This window comes from Sporolactobacillus shoreicorticis (assembly GCF_024125445.1).
Lineage (GTDB): Bacteria > Bacillota > Bacilli > Bacillales > Sporolactobacillaceae > Sporolactobacillus > Sporolactobacillus shoreicorticis.
This window is the reverse complement of record NZ_JAMXWM010000022.1, coordinates 36,417-54,838: the sequence shown is the minus strand read 5'-3', so window position 1 is coordinate 54,838 and position 18,422 is coordinate 36,417. Positions and strand designations below refer to the sequence as shown.

Below are 18,422 nucleotides of genomic sequence, written 5' to 3'. Positions count from 1 at the left end.
GGCTCATCTTTTTTATTAACTTTAGATTGATTTGAGATTCTTACGTCCTTGCCACCATCCGGCACCAAGTACAAAAATGAGTGCGCCAAGTCCGATATAACCGAGGATTGAAGCCATCGTCCATAAATCCGCTTTTGCACCAAAGTAGAGCACATCTTTGATCGTTTCCATGCCGAAACGTACCGGCACCCAGCTGTGAATCCAGTAGCGGAAGAAATGGTTCAGCATTTCCGGAGGGTAAGGGAGTAGCGGTGATCCGAAGAACCAAATCAGAATAACAATTGGCCATCCCTTGAACCCGAGCCAGTCCAGAACCGCTGTTTGAATCAAATAATAAACGAATGCACTGAATGTGAGCGCCCAAATCAGGTTCCAAGTATTCGGCACATGAAGATTCATCATGCCGCTGACCACAGTGAGCAGCGTGAGCGCCTGAGTGAAGGAGAGGACAAGACCTGCGAGCGTTTGCCCAACGGTGAGGCGCAGTGACAGTGAGTCATTGCCCATCTTTTTGAAGGTGCGCCACATAAGCAGTGAGCTGATGAGTCCGCCGAGCCAAACGAGCATTGTCAACAGTACCGGAGCGTTGCCGCCGGCGCTATGCGTGCCGACTTTATTTATCAAGTGGATCTCTGTGTCAATCGGCTGTGTCAGCACCTTTGCCTGTGCAGGAGTTAGTTTCAAATGATGTGCATCTGCCACTTGAAGTGTCTGATTGCTAATGGTCGCCGTTAATTTCGTGGATACTTTAGCGAAAATCGTTTGAACGGCTGTTGCAGCTTGGGCGTTCATGCCTTGGTTTACCCATAATTCAATCCCTGCTGCTTGCGGGTTTACGGTTTGGAGCGTTGTGAGCTGCTCCGTAAAATTTTCAGGAATAATGACTGCCGCATAATAGTCTTTGTTTTCCATTCCTTTTTTTGCCGAATGGAGACTGCTGCGAGAAACCCACTTAATCGGTGCATCTGATTTGTCGAATGCGTCTTGCAGCTTTTCCTTAATGACTTTTCCATTTGGTCCCTGATCTTCATTAACAAGGGCAACCTTTAAACCTTTAATTTTTGATGTGCTTGATGGACCAAATTGAGCGAAAGAAAAGATCGAGAGAACCAAAACGACGATGACAAGATACAGCCAAAATGATTTCCGAGTAAAAACACGTAACATATGAAGCCCCCTATAAATTCATTGACCAATCAGTGAATAAAAATACAATTGAAAGCTGGTATTTCCTTCAATTTGTTTCATTTCCAGCATTCAAGCAAGAAATCGGCGTTCATCAAAAAGTAACGTTCGGAATCCTCGTCTAATTCATGCTCGCCCAAAATGAAGACACGCTCAAAAAGGTAACTCTGAAAGAGGGCGGACAGCTGGCGGGCCATCAGTCGGCAGTTGAGCGGCCGAAGCTCCCCGCGCTGTACCCGTTCATCAAGCAGATCGGCAATTTGCTCAACGACCGAATGAAACGTATCGACGATCCATGAAGTCTGTTCTTTTTTCAACAGTGGTTGCTCGTGAAACATGATTAATAGTGCTTTTCGGTTACTGTCGGTAGTTATCAGCGCCCACATAGAACGTACTATCCCAACAAGCATGTCACGGACCGAATCGTCAGGATTCACGTTCTGTAAGATCTGACTGATAAATTCCGCTTTGCTTTCAGTCGCTTCCTGAATGACCGCATCGAGAATCTGCTGCTTTCCCTCTGGAAAATAATAGTACATGAGTCCGTCTGCCATGCCAATTGCTCGATTAATTTCTTTTGTCGAGGTATTGTGGAAGCCTTTTTCAGCAAATAAATTCCGCGCAGAGTCGAGCAACTGCTTTTTGCGTTCAATGGCTTGCAAATCTCGACTGGTTAATTTCTTTTTATGTGTTGATTCGTTCATCGATTCATTCACCTCATGGTCAATGTTAGCCAAGTTGAGTGGGTGACGTCAAGCTGGAGGCAGAATCAAATTATATTTTAATTAACTGATCGGTCAATGAAAATATAAACGACTTTTCGTTTGATGTCAATATTTTTTTAATCATCTAAGAAAATAGCGGGTCAATTAATGTTTTGTTCATATTTTCGATCATAGCAGCCTCTTTTTTCCCATACAGGTCATGAAGTTATGAATGGTTTCAATAAGTGCAACATGGGTCCCCAGAAAGTGAATATGTTCTTTCAACAATGTTTGCAATCGTTCTTTTGCAGGCTTTGATTGTGATTTCTCTAAGTATGCGGCGGTTTTTGCCTGCATCAGGTTGAACTGTTCATGCAAGAGCTCCATGCAAAGACCACCTTTGTTTGCGTAGCGTCGATATATTGTGCCTTGTCCTACATTTGCAGCTTTGGCAATCTGATGCATGCTGACATTCTCAACACCGTGTTTCGAGAATAGGGCTTCAGTTGTTTGCAAAATAGATTCGCTTATCTCGTTGGCATCTTTGCGCTGCGCTTGATCAGGCATGCAAAACAGGTCTCCTTTTTTGTCAGGGTCAATCATTTGACAAGCGGACAATTGTCCGCAGTGACTAACTTTTCTCTTGATTTATTGTAAACATTAAATGAAAACAGGTCAATAATGAGGGCACAGGATAAAGGGTAAGTAAAATGGAGGATGACAGATGGCTTTAAAGAAAACATCAGACATTCGTTCTGGTCAGGCAACGTCGATAAAAGCGATTATTGCGCCACTTCTCGCAATCATTGTCGGTATGTTCATGGTCATTTTGGATGGAACGGCAATGAATGTCGCCCTTCCCGGACTTGTAAAAGATTTTGACAGCAGGATTTCTGTTGTTCAGTGGGTGGTAACAGGGTAGGCACTCGGCCCGGTTTTATCAGGATGGCTCGTTGATTATGCGAGCTGGCATTGGATTTTTCTAACCTTCCTGTCGGTGTGCTCGCCGTTATTACGGGCATTCGTACGATGCCGAATCTGGAGCGTCAATCCGTTTCTGCACTGGATTTTCTAGGCATGATTCTCGCACCGATTGCCTTTGCTTCAATTGCCTATGGTGTGAGTGAAGGTGGGACAAGTTGGACATCTGCAAAGACGATTACCGGATTGGTTGTCGGTGGGATTGCACTTATTTTATTTGTTATTGTGGAACTGCGGCGCAAGCAGCCGCTATTAGAGCTTCGCGTTTTTCGTTCCGCTGATTTTACACGGTGGATCATTGTTCAGTGGATCACACAAATCGCATTGTTCGGAACGATGTTTCTCATTCTTCTGTTTCTTCAGCAGGGTAAGGGATTCAGCGCGCGGCCCGTTGTCATTACCGGCTTAGTATTTATTACATCAGCGGCCTATCTGTTATCGAGGATTTCAGCGGAAGACGGATCGAGGGCGTTGATTCTTCCACTGGCACTGCTTGGCGGAGAAATGGGGCTGTCGCATAGACCGGTCCGGCAATCGATGTTCTGCTCATCAGGTCGCTTGGATGGGCCCCTGAAATCAGCACGGTGCCAATAAAAGCAAGTGTAACTGCGCCAACACCGATCCATTTGATTCGATCTTTGAAAAAGATCCAGCCGATCACCAGAACAAGAATTGGCGCTAAATTGTAAATCGAGATGGCGACAGTGATCGCCGTTTTTTCAAATGAAGCGAAGAAAAAAATCCAGTTCAAGACAAGAAAGACGCCGCCGATTATGATGGTGGCCATTTCTTTTCTCCGCCACTTTTCTTGCCGGTAGTGTCCGCTGATTAGCCAGTAGGCGGAGAGAAAAACAGTACTGATGCAGCGAATAAAAACCAATTCCATAGACGGAAGACCGGTCAAACGCGAGAAAAAGCCAATCGAACCAAAAATGGTCATGGCGATGCTCAATTTTATAAAAGCGGATTTAGTCACAGAATTATTGCTCCTCAAATAGCGATGCCGTCGAGCAATGGCAATGCGTGTGGTTAATGTCTTTTCATTAATATAGGGTCAAACGAAAACGGTACACTATGTAAATCGATTTTGTTGAAACAACGCAGTAATCGCAGCTATGGACATTCACACATATCTCTTTCCCACTTGGTAAAAAATAAGGCATATTAACTTTTAACAAGGGGGCAGAGTGATGCAGGTTGGTGAATTTTTATTTGAGTGCTTGAAAAACGAAACCATTACAGACATTTTCGGGGTGCCGGGTGATTATAATTTTTCATTGCTTGATCAGATTGAAAGGGATGGAGAACTTAATTTTGTCCACTGTCGGAATGAGTTGAATGCGGGTTATGCGGCTGATGGCTATGCGCGTGTAAAGGGGATTGGTGCGCTGATCACGACGTTCGGAGTTGGTGAATTGAGCGCCTGTAATGCCATTGCCGGCGCCTATAGCGAATCGGTGCCGATCATCCATATTGTCGGTGGTCCGAAAGCGATGTTGCAGACGCAGCACAAACTGATGCATCATACGCTGCTCGACGGTAATTTTGACACGTTTAAAAAAGTGTACGAGCAGATTACGGCCTATGCGGCCGCCATCACTCCGGAAAATGCCGGTGTTGAGATCCCCAATGCAATCGCCAAGGCTCGGGAAACAAAGAAACCTGTTTATTTGACGATCCCTACGGACGTTGTGAACGCAACGATGACTTCGAGAGCGGAAAACCCGCAGCGAAAGAAAACGGATAAAGCTTCATTAAAAGAAGCTGTCCGAATGATTTCCACGCGCTTGCAAACCGCCGAACGCCCCATTATCCTTCCTGATGTTTACGCAATGCACTATGGGCTTGGTGAGCGGGTAGAAGAACTTGCTCAGAAAATGAATGTTCCATTTGTCACGATGATGATGGGAAAAGGGGCTTGTGACGAGAGCCTGCCTAACTATGCGGGCTTTTACTGTGGACAACTTGGCAGCAATGAAGCAGCGCGGCAGCTTGTTGAACACTCGGATTGTGTGCTTGCGTTCGGAGCGGTTTGGAACGATTACAATACCGGACTGTTTACCGACACCATTGATCCGCTCGCGGTCATTAATGTGATGCCTAATTATGTTCAAATCGGAAAAACAATGTATCCGAACATTATCATTGATGATATGATTGATGCGTTTCCAACAGGGGATCATTCATGGACCTTGCCGCAGCAGCCGGTGTTTCCTTTTGATCACCAAAAGACGGACGATGGCACGCTATCTGCGGATGGCTACTATCCGCAGTTCCAGACTATGTTTCAGAAGCGGGACATTGTTGTTACCGAATCCGGAACATTTGCTTGGGGATTGGCGGAGACTCGATTGAAAAAAGGAGTTACCTATATCACGCAAGGCGGATGGGGCGCGATCGGTTATGCGCTTCCGGCGGCATTTGGCGCATGTGTCGCTGCTCCTAATCGACGCGTTCTGCTCTTTACCGGTGAAGGTTCAATGCAGATGAATGTGCAGGAGCTAAGCTCTATGCTTGAATACGGCTGCAAGCCGATTATCTTTGTCCTGAACAACAAAGGCTACACCATTGAAAAATACATTAATACGGTCAAAAGTACAGTGTATAATAATTTCCCCGATTGGGATTATTATCAATTGCTGAGAGTCTTTCGACATGAACCGTTCACTGTTCAAGTATCATCGGAAAGTGAACTGCGCGAAGCAATTGCCGAATCAGAAAAGAAATGCCTCGCACAACTATGTCTCATCGAAATGATCGCTGACCCGATGGATGTACCGCAAATCATTCATCGCATGCATGAGCAGGTGATGAAAATGGAACATAAGCATCAGGGATTGCGCGCGTTTTTCTAAATGAAAATATATGATTTTTGCCACAGCAAAGGACTAAGACTTGGCCGACATCAAATTTTTCTTACAAAGCAGTTGCGAAACACAATAACTTTCATCAGCTTGATCCTTTTCTAAGCTGGTGAAAGTTTTTATTTATAATACAATGGATCAATAAACGATTGAGCAAACGAGTCGACAATTTCGCGTTCACTGTATTGCTTTTTCTTGCGCAAGTAGAGATAGACCTTGGGATTGATCGAGGCGATCATCATATGCGCCGTAAAGTCTGTTTGGATTGGCCGTGCTTGCTTAGCAGCAACTGACTTATTGAGCAATGTACAAAGAACCCCGTGAAGAAATTGATAGGGCTGTGATTCGTAGAAGAGTTGTTTCTTTTCTGCGCACATAGCGGTATCATGAATCGTTTCAATGAAAGCGACATGGCTTTCAAGAAAATGAATATGTGCTTTAACTATGTCTTTCAATTGTTGCCGAAAAGAGACCGGCTGAGCCAAAATCATTGCCGTGTGCTGCTGAAGCTTGTGGAATTGCCGGTGCATCAAAGCCATGCATAAATCACCTTTGTTTGCGTAACGACGGTACACTGTTCCCTGACCGACACCTGCCGATTGAGCAATCTGGTGCATGCTGACTTGTTCAACGCCATGTGCTTCAAATAGTGTTTCGGCTGTTTGCAAAATCAGTGCGGTTCGTTCATCCGTATCAAGCCGTTTTGTTTTTTCATCCATGAGCAGGTCCCTTTCTCATTGAGCAAGCCAAATTGTTTGACATGCGGACAGCTGTCCGTTATGATTTTTAATCAATCGGACAATTGTCCGCACAAACAGTTCATTTCTTTGATTTATTGTAAACAGGATTCTTTGACGGGTCAACAATAAGCGAGAAGTTTGTACTGTGAGAAACGTGGGAGGTTGGAAAATGGCTTTAGAAAATGAACATGCGGCGCCTGTTCAGGCAGTCACAATTAAAGAAATTATTGCGCCGCTACTTGCGATCATCGTTGGTATGTTCATGGTCATTCTTGACGGAACGGCAATGAATGTCGCGCTTCCGGGACTCGTCAAGGACTTTGACAGTAAAATATCAGTGGTACAATGGGCCGTAACCGGCTATGCATTGGCACAGGCGGCGGTTATTCCGCTCGCCGGATGGCTGTCCGACCGTTTTGGCGCAAAACGCGTCTTTTTATTTTCAGTTCTGATGTTTACGATTGGCTCGGGTCTTTGTGCGCTTGCTTCGGGTATCCACGAACTGGTGACGTTCCGTATTATACAGGGATTGGGCGGCGGTATGGTCGCCCCAATTGCGATGGCCTTTGTCTATCGCCTCAGCCCGAGGGAAAAGGTTGGCTCAGTGATGGGCATGATTGGCATTCCGATGCTTCTTGCGCCTGCGCTGGGTCCCGTTTTGTCCGGCTGGCTCGTTGAGTATGCGAGCTGGCACTGGATCTTTCTGATTAACCTGCCTGTCGGCATTATTGCACTGCTGGTTGGTCTACGGACCTTGCCCAATCTGGCGCGGCAATCGGTTCCGGCGCTGGACGTTCTTGGCATGATTCTTGCTCCGCTCGCATTCGCTGCACTCGTCTATGGTGTCAGTGAAGGCGGAACAAGCTGGACATCCGCGCAGACGCTTACCAGTCTGATTGTCGGCGGTATTCTGCTCATTCTGTTCGTTGGTGTTGAACTGCGGCGCAGGCAGCCGTTATTGGAGCTTCGCGTTTTTCTTTCTTCCGACTTTTCACGAGGCATCATTGTCCAGTGGGTGACGCAGATCGCCTTATTTGGCACCATGTTTCTGATTCCGCTTTTCCTGCAGCAGGGGAAGGGATTTTCTCCTTTTGAATCCGGCTTGTCCATACTGCCGCAGGCAGCGGCGGCAGCTGTCTTTATGCCTATAGGCGGGCGGCTGTTTGACCGTCTCGGCGCGCGTCCCGTTGTAGCGACCGGTTTGATTTTTGTTACTTCAGCAGCATATTTCCTGTCAGGAATCTCAGCAAGTGACGGCTCGCGTGCACTCATTCTCCCGTTGGCACTGCTTGGCGCCGGGATGGGATTATCAATGATGCCGCTGAATACACATATCATTCAGGCAGCGCCTGAGCAAATCGTTAGTCGCGTCACCTCGCTGACAAATGCCTTTCAACAGGTCATGATGTCTTTTGCCGTTGCCGGCCTGTCAACCATTCTTTCAGGAAGGATGGAAGTGCATTTAAAGGATGGCGTTCAGCCGCTCCAAGCTCTTGCTTCTTCGTTTGGTGATACGTTTACCGTACTGATCGGCATTGCACTCGTTGGTCTGGTTCTGAGTTTCACACTGAGAAGACCCAAGAAAAAGGACGGCGGAGCGGGTCATTTAAAAGTGGCAGCTGTTGCGGAAAATTAAATAGAGAGCAGCGGAGCAGTCTTTAATCGGACTGCTCATTTTTTCTGCCTATATTTGCAAGGACGCTGCAGAATTTTTAACATCCAAAGTCATCGTTACTGCGTATATTTTTCTAGCAGGAAGTAATGCAGCAAAAAATAATCGTGGTCATTGTGCTATCTTATTATAAAAAATCTGAAATAAAGAGATTCACTATGAGCGGAGTTAACAGGTTGTAAAAAATCTGTGTAGAGCGATTTTTTGCCTCAGAAGTCTGACGCTGTGATCATCGGATTTTCTTGTATCATCACCTGATTTTTGTAAAGACAAAAATTGCTTCGTCATAGACAAATGAAGGTTACAATAAACTTATTGAACACTGATAGGAAATCGACAAGAAGTGATAAAATGAAACGATTAGAAAAAAAGAAAACCGAAAAAAATTTTGACACAACTCGATTACGATTCATATCGGAAGGATTGCTGGTTGGTTTGCTTGTAGGAACGGTAGTCAGCTTGTTTCGCTTGTTCATTGAATCGTCCGTGCGTATTTGGCAGCATCTTTATCAAATGATTCCTTCTCATCTATGGTTAATTGCTGTCATGATTCTAGTTAATGGTGTGCTCGCTCTGGTTATTGGCATACTTGTTCGTTCTGAACCCAATATTATGGGTTCAGGGATTCCCCAGGTAGAAGGTCAGCTTGCCGGCGATTTAAAAATGAATTGGTGGCAAGTTTTATGGAGAAAATGGATCACGGGAATACTTGGTATCGGTTCAGGGTTATTTCTGGGTCGGGAAGGTCCTTCTATTCAATTAGGTGCCGCGATTGGTCAGGGGGTTGCGGAACAAATAAACTCAATGGAATCGTCGCGTCGGATTTTTATTGCGTGCGGTTCTGCGGCCGGTTTATCGGCCGCATTCAATGCGCCGATTGCTGGAACCTTATTCGTATTGGGAAGAGATTTATCACAATTTTTCTCCATTGGTATGGATGACATCTCTGGCCGCTGCCCTTGGCGCAAATTTCATCTCATCGAACTTCTTTGGTCTTGTACCGGTTCTTCATATTCACTATCAGGCGAGTTTTCCACTTTATCTGTATGGGCATCTCATTTTATTAGGTATTATTCTTGGTGTTCTTGGTTTTGTTTATCAAAGGTCATTGCTTTTTATGCCTCGAATGTATGCGGCGGTTGCGTCGAAGCTGCCACGCCATTTTCATGGATTCATCCCCATGCTACTGGTGATTCCAGTCGGTATCTTTTTACCTGATACACTGGGTGGCGGAAATCAGCTGATTTTGAGCGTTCAAAAGCTTCCCTCAGTTGTTTGGATCCTGTTCGCACTGTTTGTGCTTCGGTTTGTTTTTTCAATGATTTCTTATGGGTCCGGTCTTCCCGGTGGTATCTTTTTGCCCATTTTGACTCTTGGCGCATTGATTGGAGTTGTCTATGGGACCTTAATGATACAGTTCGGATTGATGTCGGGTGTTTATTTGATGAACTGTGTTATTTTTGCGATGGCCGGTTACTTTGCAGGGATTGGTAAGGCGCCATTCACTGCGATTATTTTAATCACTGAAATGGTAGGGAATCTCAGTCATCTCATGCCGCTTGCTGTCACCTCATTTATTGCTTATGTTGTCGTTGATATGCTTGGCGGTGCGCCGATCTATGAATCACTTTTAGAGCGGTTGAATTTAGGAAAGAAGTTAAATCAGCTTAGTGGTAAAAATGATCGCTTGGAACTTCCGGTGTTTGCCGGCAGTCAATTGGAAAAACAGCTTGTTCGGGACATACATTGGCCCAGTGATGCATTGTTGATCAGCATTCGGCGCGGTGAGCACGAAGTGATTCCTCACGGAGATACAATGATTCGTTCAGGGGACACGCTGATTTTGCTGACAGATCGCAGCAGGCGTAGCGATGTGAGACAAATACTGTATAAAATGAACTCGTTGGGATTGTGATCAGATGTCGGATTGGTGAATCTCTTCGGAATTTGCAAGGCACTCATACCTTGCAAAAAAGACGGCTCAAATTCTTTTTTGAATTTCTGAGTCGTCTTTTTAAGTCTTTGTTTAAAGCCCTATCATTATCCGCATCATTTTACCAAGAGAACACCCGAAAAAAATAGCCGCAATGCCAAATAGATAAGAACCGCCACAATAGATTAAAAAAACTGTTCCCTTTTTTCTTCGAATGAGTTTGCTGTTTTCGAGATTAAAGGTTGAAAAGGTCGTATAGGTGCCAATCAGTCCTGTACCAAAAAGGAGTGAGAGACGGGGCCCTAAACTTAGTCCGGTCAGTATCCCCAGTGCCAGAGATCCGGATATATTGACAATAAATGTAGCCAGAGGGAATGTTACGGTCCATTTCTTCTTAATCCAATTGGAAAGTAAAACACGAGCAAGTACGCCAAATAGTGCACCCAGAGCTACTGCAAGGTAATTAGCGAGCATTGACCGATCGCCCCTTTTTTAAAAAATATTTGCTCATTTGAAGCCCTAAGGTACACGCAGCCAGACCTCCAAAACTGCTGATCAGAAGATAACCGATGGCGGTCATGTAACGACCGGTTTGCAGTAGCTGGAACGTTTCCAATGTAAAGGTTGAAAATGTTGTAAATGAACCGACAAAACCGGTTCCAATAGCCGAGACTGTACGTGCGGTGAGAAACGGCACCCATATAAGAAATTGAGTGACCACAGCGAGCAGGAAGCAGCCGAGCAGGTTTATCATCAGCGTTGCGAGTGGAAAGTCTGGATTATAGAGCAATAATTGTAAAGAATATCTGGCAAGGGCACCTAGTATGCCGAAAATAATTAAAAGTATATAATACACGTATGCATGCCTCCGGGATGTTTTATATAGGTCACCTGCCAGCTGAGAAATCCGGTTATTCATTGCCGAGGAATCAGGTGTCTGGCGACCATATTGACAAAAGCGATCGTATGTTCTATGCTGCGCTTATGAGACGAAACCAAGTTGCCCAAATATTGCCTACTGGCTTGGAACAAGCCTTAGTAAAAGAGCTGTGATCTCTACCCATTTTTTGGGCAAGGTGCAATGTTCCTAGAAGCTCGGCATGCAAGTAGCCGATGTGGTTCACTTGTTTATAATCAAATGAACAGGTGTTGTAAATACAGCGCCTTCTTCAACGAGATTTTTTAAGCCGGCCAACAGATCCGTCAAATGGTCGGAAGAAATGATACATTCAACAACAACCGGTGTTTGTTCACTGACTGAAAATATTTTTTGGCGATGAATGACGCGATCTTTACCATATCCGACAATTCCTTTTGTGACGGAAGTCCAGATTGCGTTTTTCTTTTGAAAAAAAGTCAGCACTTTTTCATACTCTTCCTTTTTAAACCATGAGTTTTCTTCCTTAGTATAGACCTTGACGGTAAAATATCTGTGGTCACTCATATCTTTTTCCTCCATTCCTTTTGTTACACTGATTTGTCCGTGTGGAATATGTTTTTCAAGTTCTGGAATAACTGCTTTGATCTGTTCATTGTCATGCACCGTTTCAATGATCAGTGCCAGATCATTGAAGGGCTGATCTTCAAGAATACTGATATGGCGTCTGCCCTGATTATCAAGGTTCATTTCTCCGCGGCGGATCGTTAAGCCCGGAAATCCTTTTTCCCAAAGAAAGTGTTTCACCCACTCATAAAGAATTTGCTTATGATCCGTTTCGGCGGTTTCATTAACAATGATTCTTAAAAGACTCTTCATTCGATCACCCTCGGTCATTGAAGTAGAAAAAACTCTTGCCATCTATTTGGCAAGGGTAAATGATTGTACTGGATCTATTGAAAGGTAGGGAACTTTACGGTGTCGCGTCCTGTGTTATGCTGTAGACGTGGCTATCCATGAATGCCGTAATTTCTGCACACCATGCATAAGTTCACAGTCCATGCTCAAAGGCTTGGGTGCGACAAATTTTCTTTAAACGGAAAAGGCGTCATGATCGTATCTTGGCCGAGCTCTTCTTCAATTCTTAAGAATTGATTGTATTTTGAAACACGCTCTGTTCGCGCCATTGCGCCCGTTTTTATTTGGCCTGCCCCCATTGCAACAGCAAAATCGGCAATAAATGTATCTTCTGTTTCTCCGGAACGATGCGAAATCATGGTTGTATATCCGGCGCGACGTGCCTTTTTGATTGTCTCAATCGTTTCCGAAATTGTACCGATTTGATTAAGCTTAATCAAAATAGAATTGGCGATTCCTTTTTTAATTCCTTCACTGAATATCGCGGGATTTGTAACAAAAATGTCATCACCGATTAATTGAACCTTTTTGCCAAGCTGTTTTGTAAGCGGTACCCAGCTCTCCCAATCGTGTTCTGAGAGTCCGTCTTCAATAGAAATGATTGGATACTTTTGAATCAGCTGTTGATAATAACGGATCATCTCTTCCGAACTTAACTGTTTCCCCTCAAAGTGGTAGGTCCCGTTTTTATAAAACTCACTGGAGGCAGGATCAATGGCGATAGCTATATCTTTGCCCGGCTGGTACCCGGATTTTGTTATGGCTTCAATTAATGTTTCAATTGCTTCTTCGCTTGATCCGAGATGCGGTGCAAACCCACCTTCGTCGCCAACGGAGGTGACGAGTGCTTTATCTGCCAGGATGCTTTTCAATTTATGGTACGTATTATCAATACTTTCAAGGCCTTCACGAAAATGGTCGAAGCCGATGGGCGTGATTAAAAATTCCTGAATATCGATTCCCGAATCTGCATGCTTTCCACCGTTGATAACATTGAAAAACGGACGCGGCAGCTCACAGTCCACTCCTCCGAGGTAACGATAGAGCGGCATCCGTTCAGTGAGCGCGGCGGCCCGGCAGACAGCAAGTGATACACCAAGAATCGCATTGGCGCCAAGATTCTTTTTTGTAGGGGTCCCATCGAGTTCGATGAGAAGCTGATCGATATGGTGCTGATCATATGGCGACTCACCGATCATTTTTTTACGGATGGGTCCATTGACATTGTTAACGGCTTTGAGGACGCCCTTTCCTCTAAGGCGGGATCCGCCGTCTCTTAATTCAACGACTTCCCTGTCCCCTGTGGACGCACCTGAAGGAACACTCGCACGACCCAAGGCTCCATCATTTAACTGAACATCAACCTCAATCGTCGGATTACCTCGTGAATCAAAAATCTCTCTTGCTTTGACGGATTCAATCTTCTTTTGCATCGTTCATCCTCCTCAAAAAAAATTAAAACGCCTACCTCAAACAATCCTTCTAAAGGATGTCAAGGTAGACGTTATCAGGTGCATGCACCGCTTAATGGTCAACGTCATGGCCTATTTATTTACAGGTCAATCTTATCATAAACGAAAAAAATAGCAACTATTCATTGGTTTCATACAAATTTTTTCCAAAAAATCGGAAAAAGTCTGTATTAATCAATAATGTAAGCGCTATTATAATGAAAATGTAGTAAGAGAACAGACAGATACGAAGGGAAGAGAAGAAAATGGCAGATAGATGGCTTGGACTGGAAAAGAAAGTAATTGTTGTCACAGGAGGCGCGTCGGGGATTGGTAAGCATATTGCTGAAACATTAAGTCGCGCAGGCGCGCAGGCGGTTGTCGGTGACCTGAATGCGGAGACGGGGACTCAGGATGACCAGGGTATTTATTATGTTCAGCTCGACGTCACAAATAAGCGAAGCGCGGAGAAAGCCGTGCGCCATGTTGCCGATCATTTTGGAACCATTGACGGATTGGTCAACAACGCCGGCATTAATTTGCCGCGTCTGCTGGTTGACTTCAGAGGTGAAAAACCGGAATATGAACTAGATGAAAAGGCGTTTGATCTCATGGTTAATGTGAATCAAAAAGGTGTTTTTTTTATGACACAGGCAGTTGTCCGGGAATTTCTGAAAACGGGTAAGGGTGTTATTGTCAACATTTCTTCTGAAGCGGGGATGGAAGGCTCGAACGGACAAAGCTGTTATTCGGCAACAAAGGGGGCGGTGAACGGATTCACACGATCATGGGCAAAAGAACTAGGCGGTCATCATATTCGCGTCGTGGCTGTTGCCCCGGGCATCAATGAAAAAACCGGCCTAACCACCGATGCTTACAATGAAGCGCTTGCCTACACAAGAAATATCACGGTTGATCAACTGGGGACCGATTACTCAAAATCAATTCCCCTTGGAAGACCGGGAAAGTTGGATGATATCGGTAATCTGGTTGCTTATCTGTTTTCCGATCGTGCTGGCTATATTACAGGGACAACGATTAATATTACAGGCGGCAAGTCAAGAGGCTGAAACGGCTGAGTCTCTCCGGCCGAAGTGATGAGAGGGGAAGAACATGGGCAGATGGACGCGAAACGAACGTCTCTCAATCATTCTTAATGAACTTCAGAGCAGCGTCAGTCCTTCGACTGATGAATTGGCTGAAGCATTGTCGGTGACGAAACGAACGATTCGTAATGATGTGATGCTGTTGAACCATGACTTGAAGTCTGCTGGCGAGATACAGTTAACAGATGGCCGTTACCAATTGATCATTGTAAATGAGCGGACCATTCAGAAAGCAATTCGGGAAATCGGCAATATGCAAACGGATTGGGATACACCAGGAAACCGTGTGAAAAAACTGGCCGTTCAATTACTTGATGCGGAGAAACCGCTGTTGATCGATGATTTGTCGGAACAGCTGCATGTCAGCCGATCGACGCTGAATAATGATCTGCGCCGACTTCGTGTGACTTTTGATGGCTATGATCTGCATATTCTGGGGATGCCAAACAAAGGCATACAATTAAGCGGTTCGGAATGGCAAAAACGCCTTTACATTCTGCAAAATAATGAGCATCTTTTTGATTGTCCGCCAGATGAGGAAATTAAGGATTGGGTGCATCGGTTTGCAGTCGATAATGAGCTGGCGGAAGCTACGGAAAGATCGTTTTCCCGCTACATTGGCATTGCACTTCGGCGTTCGGCAACGCATCCCTTAGAGACCTTTAATGAAACCTTCAGCCTCAATGATATTATTGGTACAAAGGAATACCAGAAGGTTGATACCCTTGCCGGCCGACTTAAAAAACGCTGTGGAATTCTTCCGGTAATGGAACGGGCGTTTTTAACGATCCCGATTCTGGGGCGCCGTTCCCCGGTTCATCCGCCGGATGCCGCAGCAGCATCGCTTCCCGAATCCATTTGGCAGCTGATTGATGAGATTGGGCATCGCGTGGCAAAGCAGCTGCATATCGAAATCAACTTTGCTGATATTGAGCGTGAATTGGCCGATCATCTCATGTTCATGCTGAATCGCTTAATTTTCGGTGTCGCGATTCACAATACATTGATTACTGAAGTTCGGGAAAAATATCCGCTCGCCTATGAGATGGCGGAGATCGCAAGCGAAGTCATTGATGCGCGTTACGGGATTAAAGTGACGGATGAGGAGCTCAGCTACCTTGCCTATTATTTCGGTATTGCGGTTATCGAACAGGAAGAACCGCTGTCACGGATCAAGCGGATTGCGATTGTCTGCGACACCGGTCGAGGATCGGCACGCATCATTTCGATGCAGCTCAATAAAATCCTTCCAGAGCAGGTTGAGAAACAGCTATTTTCTTCACTATCGGTGAGTCAGGAAAAAATGAAACCGTTTGATCTGATTTTTTCTACGGTCCCGCTTCCGAATATGCCCGGACCGGTCATTGAAGTGAAAGATATTTTTGATGAACAGAAGCTGGCAGAAAAAATCAGGAAATGCTTGGCACTTGAGACGCTGAATATAAAGAGTGTTCATCCGTCTCTTTCACTTACCAGCCAATTGTTTCATGAAGACCGGTTCTTTATCCTTTCCGGGCAGAAATCATATATTGAAAATCTGTCGGTGATGATGGATCGGCTTGAGAAAAAAAGGCTTGTGGATGCAGCGTTCAGAGCACGCATTTTAAAGAAAGAACGGGTAAAAGCGACAATTTTTGATCAGGGTATCGCTTTTCCACATACGATCAATCAAGGCAGTCAGGAGATTGTGCTTTCCGTCGGCATCTGTTCCCCTGAAAATAAAGGGGATCAAGGCAAAGCGCGGTTGATCTTTTTACTCGGCATTCCGGAAAGTCAGCACAATGAAACGCTGCTCGTACAACTATATGACGAAATGATAACGCTTGCAAAAAATGGCGATTCTCTGTATAAAAATCTGGATAAAATGAACTGCTCGGAAATTCGGGCACATGTCAAAACACTGTGCAGTTTCAACACTCGATGAGAGGTGAGGCAGATGCTTTTCTATATCCTGATGTTTTTTATTGGCGGCGCATTCCTTCTGCAACTTTTTTTCGGATATTTTCAAATCAAGCATTTTTCCAATGTATTTGTGGAGATGCGCCGAAAAGGGAAGGTAGCCATTGGACGAAAAAAAGGACATTTCAAGTCCGGAACGATTGTCTTTTTTACCGTTGATCCTGACGGAAATATCGTGGATGCACGGAAAATGCAAGGCGTGACCATATTCGCCCGTTTTCATGAAATGAACGAATTTATTCATGAGAATATTCAGCATCTGCCGGAAATGAAAATGAAACGATGCAACAAGCTGCTTCAGAAGGCGATTGCGAATAGTGTGCATAATTACACAGTTGTCGCGAATGGCGGAGTAATTAAAGACGCTCCGAAAACACCGATGGCAGGCATGTCATTAATGATTAAGAGCTTATTTCAGAACGCACGGAAATCAAATAATCAGGGGTGAGTCAAATGGATCTGATAGTAAGTGCCGCAAAAGGATTTATCTATCTTTTTCAAATGGGTGGCAAGACGTTTATGTCGTGGATGACCGGCATTGTACCGCTTGTACTTATGCTTCTCGTTGCAATGAACGCGCTAATCGGTTTAATCGGCGCTGATAAAATTAACAAGCTGGCAGCCAAGTCTGCAAGTAATCCGATTCTAAGATATATGGTACTGCCTTTTCTCGGTGCATTTATGCTGGCCAATCCAATGGTGCACTCGCTCGGACGATTTATGCCCGAATATTACAAGCCAAGTTACTTCGCATCCGCAGCTTATTTTTGTCATACGAGTAACGGCGTATTCCCGCATATTAATGCTGCCGAACTCTTTATCTGGCTTGGCATCGCCCAAGGTGTTCAACAATTGGGGCTCGACACTACCCCTCTTGCCATCCGCTATTTGCTTGTCGGCCTTGTTGCCAATTTCTTCTGCGGATGGATTACCGACTTTATGACCGGATGGGTTTCGAAGCAGCAAAACGTGACGTTAAGTAAAACCGCTGATCTAAAAAATAGTTGAGAGGGTGAACAGTATGTATCAATCAGCTCGGGTTGTCAAAGGAAGCGGTGGTTATGGCGGACCGCTGATCATCACACCAAGAGAAGGAAAAGACAAAATCGTTTATATTGTCGGTGGCGGGAACAGGCCGGCGATTGTCGACAAACTTGTGGAGCTTACCGGAGGGGTTCCGGTGAACGGATTTAAAACCAGTGTACCGGATGAAGAAATGGCAGTGGCGATCGTCGATTGCGGTGGAACGCTCCGATGCGGGATCTATCCGAAAAAGGGCATCCCAACGATAAATGTCATGCCAACCGGTAAAAGCGGACCGCTCGCTCAGTATATTAATGAGCATATCTATGTATCGAATGTCGGTGTTGATCAGATTTCAGCATGGGAAGGTTCAACCGATTCATCCGAGGAGAGTGAAGCGACACCGTCAGACACGCAGAAAACCTACAGATACAGTTCGGATAAAAAGATATCCGAGACTTTAGCGGCGAGCGAGCATCAAGACCTGTTTACGAAAATCGGACTTGGCGCAGGCAAAGTAGTCAGCACGCTCTATCAGGCAGGACGTGACGCCGTTCAAACAATGCTTAATACAATTCTTCCATTTATGGCGTTTGTGGCGATGATCATCGGAATCATTCAAGGATCAGGGGTCGGAACATGGTTTGGCAAAGTGATGTCTCCGCTTGCCGGTAACATATGGGGGCTGATGCTGATTGGGTTTATCTGTTCGCTGCCATTCCTTTCACCGCTTCTTGGTCCTGGCGGAGTCATCGGACAAATCATCGGAACCTTGATCGGTGTGGAAATCGGTAAGGGCAATATTCCACCGCAATTAGCATTGCCGGCCCTCTTCGCGATTAACACGCAGAACGCCTGTGACTTTGTGCCGGTCGGATTAGGTCTTGCTGAAGCGAAGCCGGAAACGGTAGAGGTTGGTGTTCCGGCTGTTCTCTATTCTCGGTTTTTAACCGGTGTGCCGCGTGTTGTTCTTGCTTGGCTGTGCAGCTTCGGACTCTATGTATAAAAG

Annotated in this window: 18 protein-coding genes and 2 pseudogenes; 11 read left to right on the top strand and 9 right to left on the bottom strand. The window is 45.2% G+C overall.

The genetic code is table 11. The features are described 5' to 3' along the window. Positions 1-21: 21 nt before the first annotated feature. The 3 genes from NIE88_RS15920 to NIE88_RS15910 all read right to left on the bottom strand — a co-directional run bounded on the left by NIE88_RS15920 (position 22) and on the right by NIE88_RS15910 (position 2,456). Positions 22-1,167: a YhgE/Pip domain-containing protein gene (locus NIE88_RS15920; protein WP_253063614.1), complete on the bottom strand. Its 1,146-nt coding sequence runs from the start codon at positions 1,165-1,167 to the stop codon at positions 22-24. 77 nt (positions 1,168-1,244) lie between these two features. After that, the gene (locus NIE88_RS15915) at positions 1,245-1,889 is read right to left on the bottom strand and encodes a TetR/AcrR family transcriptional regulator (protein WP_253063612.1); all 645 of its coding nucleotides are present in this window, start codon (positions 1,887-1,889) and stop codon (positions 1,245-1,247) included. Between the two features lie 189 nt (positions 1,890-2,078). After that, complete coding sequence (locus NIE88_RS15910) at positions 2,079-2,456, bottom strand: TetR/AcrR family transcriptional regulator (protein WP_253063610.1); 378 nt, start codon at positions 2,454-2,456, stop codon at positions 2,079-2,081. A gap of 157 nt (positions 2,457-2,613) precedes the next feature. On the opposite strand from NIE88_RS15910, the gene NIE88_RS15905 reads away from it, so the two are divergent. Further along, positions 2,614-2,811, top strand: coding sequence for a hypothetical protein (locus NIE88_RS15905; protein ID WP_253063608.1), 198 nt, complete (start codon positions 2,614-2,616; stop codon positions 2,809-2,811). Positions 2,812-2,861: 50 nt separating this feature from the next. Continuing rightward, positions 2,862-3,464: an efflux MFS transporter permease gene (locus tag NIE88_RS15900; RefSeq protein ID WP_253063647.1), complete on the top strand. Its 603-nt coding sequence runs from the start codon at positions 2,862-2,864 to the stop codon at positions 3,462-3,464. 37 nt (positions 3,465-3,501) lie between these two features. On the opposite strand, the pseudogene NIE88_RS15895 reads toward NIE88_RS15900, so the two are convergent. Further along, positions 3,502-3,810 (bottom strand): annotated as a pseudogene (locus NIE88_RS15895) (EamA family transporter); the annotation flags it as partial. A 250-nt stretch (positions 3,811-4,060) separates the two neighbouring features. Between NIE88_RS15895 and NIE88_RS15890 the strand changes: the two are divergent. Beyond that, positions 4,061-5,725, top strand: coding sequence for an alpha-keto acid decarboxylase family protein (locus tag NIE88_RS15890; protein ID WP_253063606.1), 1,665 nt, complete (start codon positions 4,061-4,063; stop codon positions 5,723-5,725). A gap of 128 nt (positions 5,726-5,853) precedes the next feature. On the opposite strand, the gene NIE88_RS15885 is transcribed toward NIE88_RS15890, so the two are convergent. Further along, positions 5,854-6,453 carry a TetR/AcrR family transcriptional regulator gene (locus NIE88_RS15885; RefSeq protein ID WP_253063604.1) on the bottom strand — a complete coding sequence of 200 codons (600 nt, stop codon included), beginning with the start codon at positions 6,451-6,453 and terminating at the stop codon, positions 5,854-5,856. A 190-nt stretch (positions 6,454-6,643) separates the two neighbouring features. Here NIE88_RS15885 and NIE88_RS15880 point away from each other — a divergent pair, with 190 nt between their 5' ends. The 3 genes and pseudogenes from NIE88_RS15880 (at position 6,644) to NIE88_RS15870 (ending at position 10,061) form a co-directional block, all read left to right on the top strand. Further along, positions 6,644-8,110 carry a DHA2 family efflux MFS transporter permease subunit gene (locus NIE88_RS15880; protein ID WP_253063602.1) on the top strand — a complete coding sequence of 489 codons (1,467 nt, stop codon included), beginning with the start codon at positions 6,644-6,646 and terminating at the stop codon, positions 8,108-8,110. A 330-nt stretch (positions 8,111-8,440) separates the two neighbouring features. After that, positions 8,441-8,989 (top strand): annotated as a pseudogene (locus NIE88_RS22625) (chloride channel protein); the annotation flags it as partial. A gap of 25 nt (positions 8,990-9,014) precedes the next feature. After that, positions 9,015-10,061: a ClC family H(+)/Cl(-) exchange transporter gene (locus NIE88_RS15870; RefSeq protein ID WP_309247047.1), complete on the top strand. Its 1,047-nt coding sequence runs from the start codon at positions 9,015-9,017 to the stop codon at positions 10,059-10,061. Positions 10,062-10,172: 111 nt separating this feature from the next. Here NIE88_RS15870 and NIE88_RS15865 read toward each other — a convergent pair whose 3' ends face one another. From NIE88_RS15865 to eno, 4 genes are all read right to left on the bottom strand, one after another. Further along, entirely contained in the window at positions 10,173-10,553 is a 381-nt protein-coding gene (locus NIE88_RS15865; protein WP_253063598.1) for a fluoride efflux transporter FluC, read from the bottom strand. Then, positions 10,543-10,935, bottom strand: a complete 393-nt coding sequence (locus NIE88_RS15860; RefSeq protein ID WP_253063596.1) for a fluoride efflux transporter FluC — start codon at positions 10,933-10,935, stop codon at positions 10,543-10,545. The genes NIE88_RS15865 and NIE88_RS15860 overlap by 11 nt, the downstream gene beginning before the upstream one ends. A 264-nt stretch (positions 10,936-11,199) precedes the next feature. Beyond that, positions 11,200-11,835: a DUF190 domain-containing protein gene (locus NIE88_RS15855; RefSeq protein WP_253063594.1), complete on the bottom strand. Its 636-nt coding sequence runs from the start codon at positions 11,833-11,835 to the stop codon at positions 11,200-11,202. Positions 11,836-12,020: 185 nt separating this feature from the next. Next, positions 12,021-13,307, bottom strand: a complete 1,287-nt coding sequence (gene eno, locus NIE88_RS15850; RefSeq protein WP_253063592.1) for a phosphopyruvate hydratase — start codon at positions 13,305-13,307, stop codon at positions 12,021-12,023. Between the two features lie 284 nt (positions 13,308-13,591). On the opposite strand from eno, the gene NIE88_RS15845 reads away from it, so the two are divergent. The 5 genes from NIE88_RS15845 to srlE are packed head-to-tail and all read left to right on the top strand — an operon-like array spanning position 13,592 to position 18,419. Then, positions 13,592-14,395, top strand: coding sequence for an SDR family oxidoreductase (locus NIE88_RS15845; protein ID WP_253063590.1), 804 nt, complete (start codon positions 13,592-13,594; stop codon positions 14,393-14,395). A 43-nt stretch (positions 14,396-14,438) separates the two neighbouring features. Continuing rightward, entirely contained in the window at positions 14,439-16,355 is a 1,917-nt protein-coding gene (locus NIE88_RS15840; protein ID WP_253063588.1) for a BglG family transcription antiterminator, read from the top strand. Between the two features lie 12 nt (positions 16,356-16,367). Beyond that, positions 16,368-16,838, top strand: coding sequence for a transcriptional regulator GutM (locus NIE88_RS15835; RefSeq protein ID WP_253063586.1), 471 nt, complete (start codon positions 16,368-16,370; stop codon positions 16,836-16,838). 5 nt (positions 16,839-16,843) lie between these two features. Then, positions 16,844-17,398 carry a PTS glucitol/sorbitol transporter subunit IIC gene (srlA, locus tag NIE88_RS15830; protein WP_253063584.1) on the top strand — a complete coding sequence of 185 codons (555 nt, stop codon included), beginning with the start codon at positions 16,844-16,846 and terminating at the stop codon, positions 17,396-17,398. A 13-nt stretch (positions 17,399-17,411) separates the two neighbouring features. Next, the gene (srlE, locus tag NIE88_RS15825) at positions 17,412-18,419 is read left to right on the top strand and encodes a PTS glucitol/sorbitol transporter subunit IIB (protein ID WP_253063582.1); all 1,008 of its coding nucleotides are present in this window, start codon (positions 17,412-17,414) and stop codon (positions 18,417-18,419) included. The last annotated feature ends 3 nt before the right edge of the window (positions 18,420-18,422 follow it).

Coding starts and splice junctions, on each gene's coding strand:
- NIE88_RS15920 (WP_253063614.1), bottom strand. CDS start 1,167: ATGTTACGTGTTTTTACTCGGAAATCATTTTGGCTGTATCTTGTCATC.
- NIE88_RS15915 (WP_253063612.1), bottom strand. CDS start 1,889: ATGAACGAATCAACACATAAAAAGAAATTAACCAGTCGAGATTTGCAA.
- NIE88_RS15910 (WP_253063610.1), bottom strand. CDS start 2,456: ATGCCTGATCAAGCGCAGCGCAAAGATGCCAACGAGATAAGCGAATCT.
- NIE88_RS15905 (WP_253063608.1), top strand. CDS start 2,614: ATGGCTTTAAAGAAAACATCAGACATTCGTTCTGGTCAGGCAACGTCG.
- NIE88_RS15890 (WP_253063606.1), top strand. CDS start 4,061: ATGCAGGTTGGTGAATTTTTATTTGAGTGCTTGAAAAACGAAACCATT.
- NIE88_RS15885 (WP_253063604.1), bottom strand. CDS start 6,453: ATGGATGAAAAAACAAAACGGCTTGATACGGATGAACGAACCGCACTG.
- NIE88_RS15880 (WP_253063602.1), top strand. CDS start 6,644: ATGGCTTTAGAAAATGAACATGCGGCGCCTGTTCAGGCAGTCACAATT.
- NIE88_RS15870 (WP_309247047.1), top strand. CDS start 9,015: ATGCGCCGATTGCTGGAACCTTATTCGTATTGGGAAGAGATTTATCAC.
- NIE88_RS15865 (WP_253063598.1), bottom strand. CDS start 10,553: ATGCTCGCTAATTACCTTGCAGTAGCTCTGGGTGCACTATTTGGCGTA.
- NIE88_RS15855 (WP_253063594.1), bottom strand. CDS start 11,835: ATGAAGAGTCTTTTAAGAATCATTGTTAATGAAACCGCCGAAACGGAT.
- eno (WP_253063592.1), bottom strand. CDS start 13,307: ATGCAAAAGAAGATTGAATCCGTCAAAGCAAGAGAGATTTTTGATTCA.
- NIE88_RS15845 (WP_253063590.1), top strand. CDS start 13,592: ATGGCAGATAGATGGCTTGGACTGGAAAAGAAAGTAATTGTTGTCACA.
- NIE88_RS15840 (WP_253063588.1), top strand. CDS start 14,439: ATGGGCAGATGGACGCGAAACGAACGTCTCTCAATCATTCTTAATGAA.
- NIE88_RS15835 (WP_253063586.1), top strand. CDS start 16,368: ATGCTTTTCTATATCCTGATGTTTTTTATTGGCGGCGCATTCCTTCTG.
- srlA (WP_253063584.1), top strand. CDS start 16,844: ATGGATCTGATAGTAAGTGCCGCAAAAGGATTTATCTATCTTTTTCAA.
- srlE (WP_253063582.1), top strand. CDS start 17,412: ATGTATCAATCAGCTCGGGTTGTCAAAGGAAGCGGTGGTTATGGCGGA.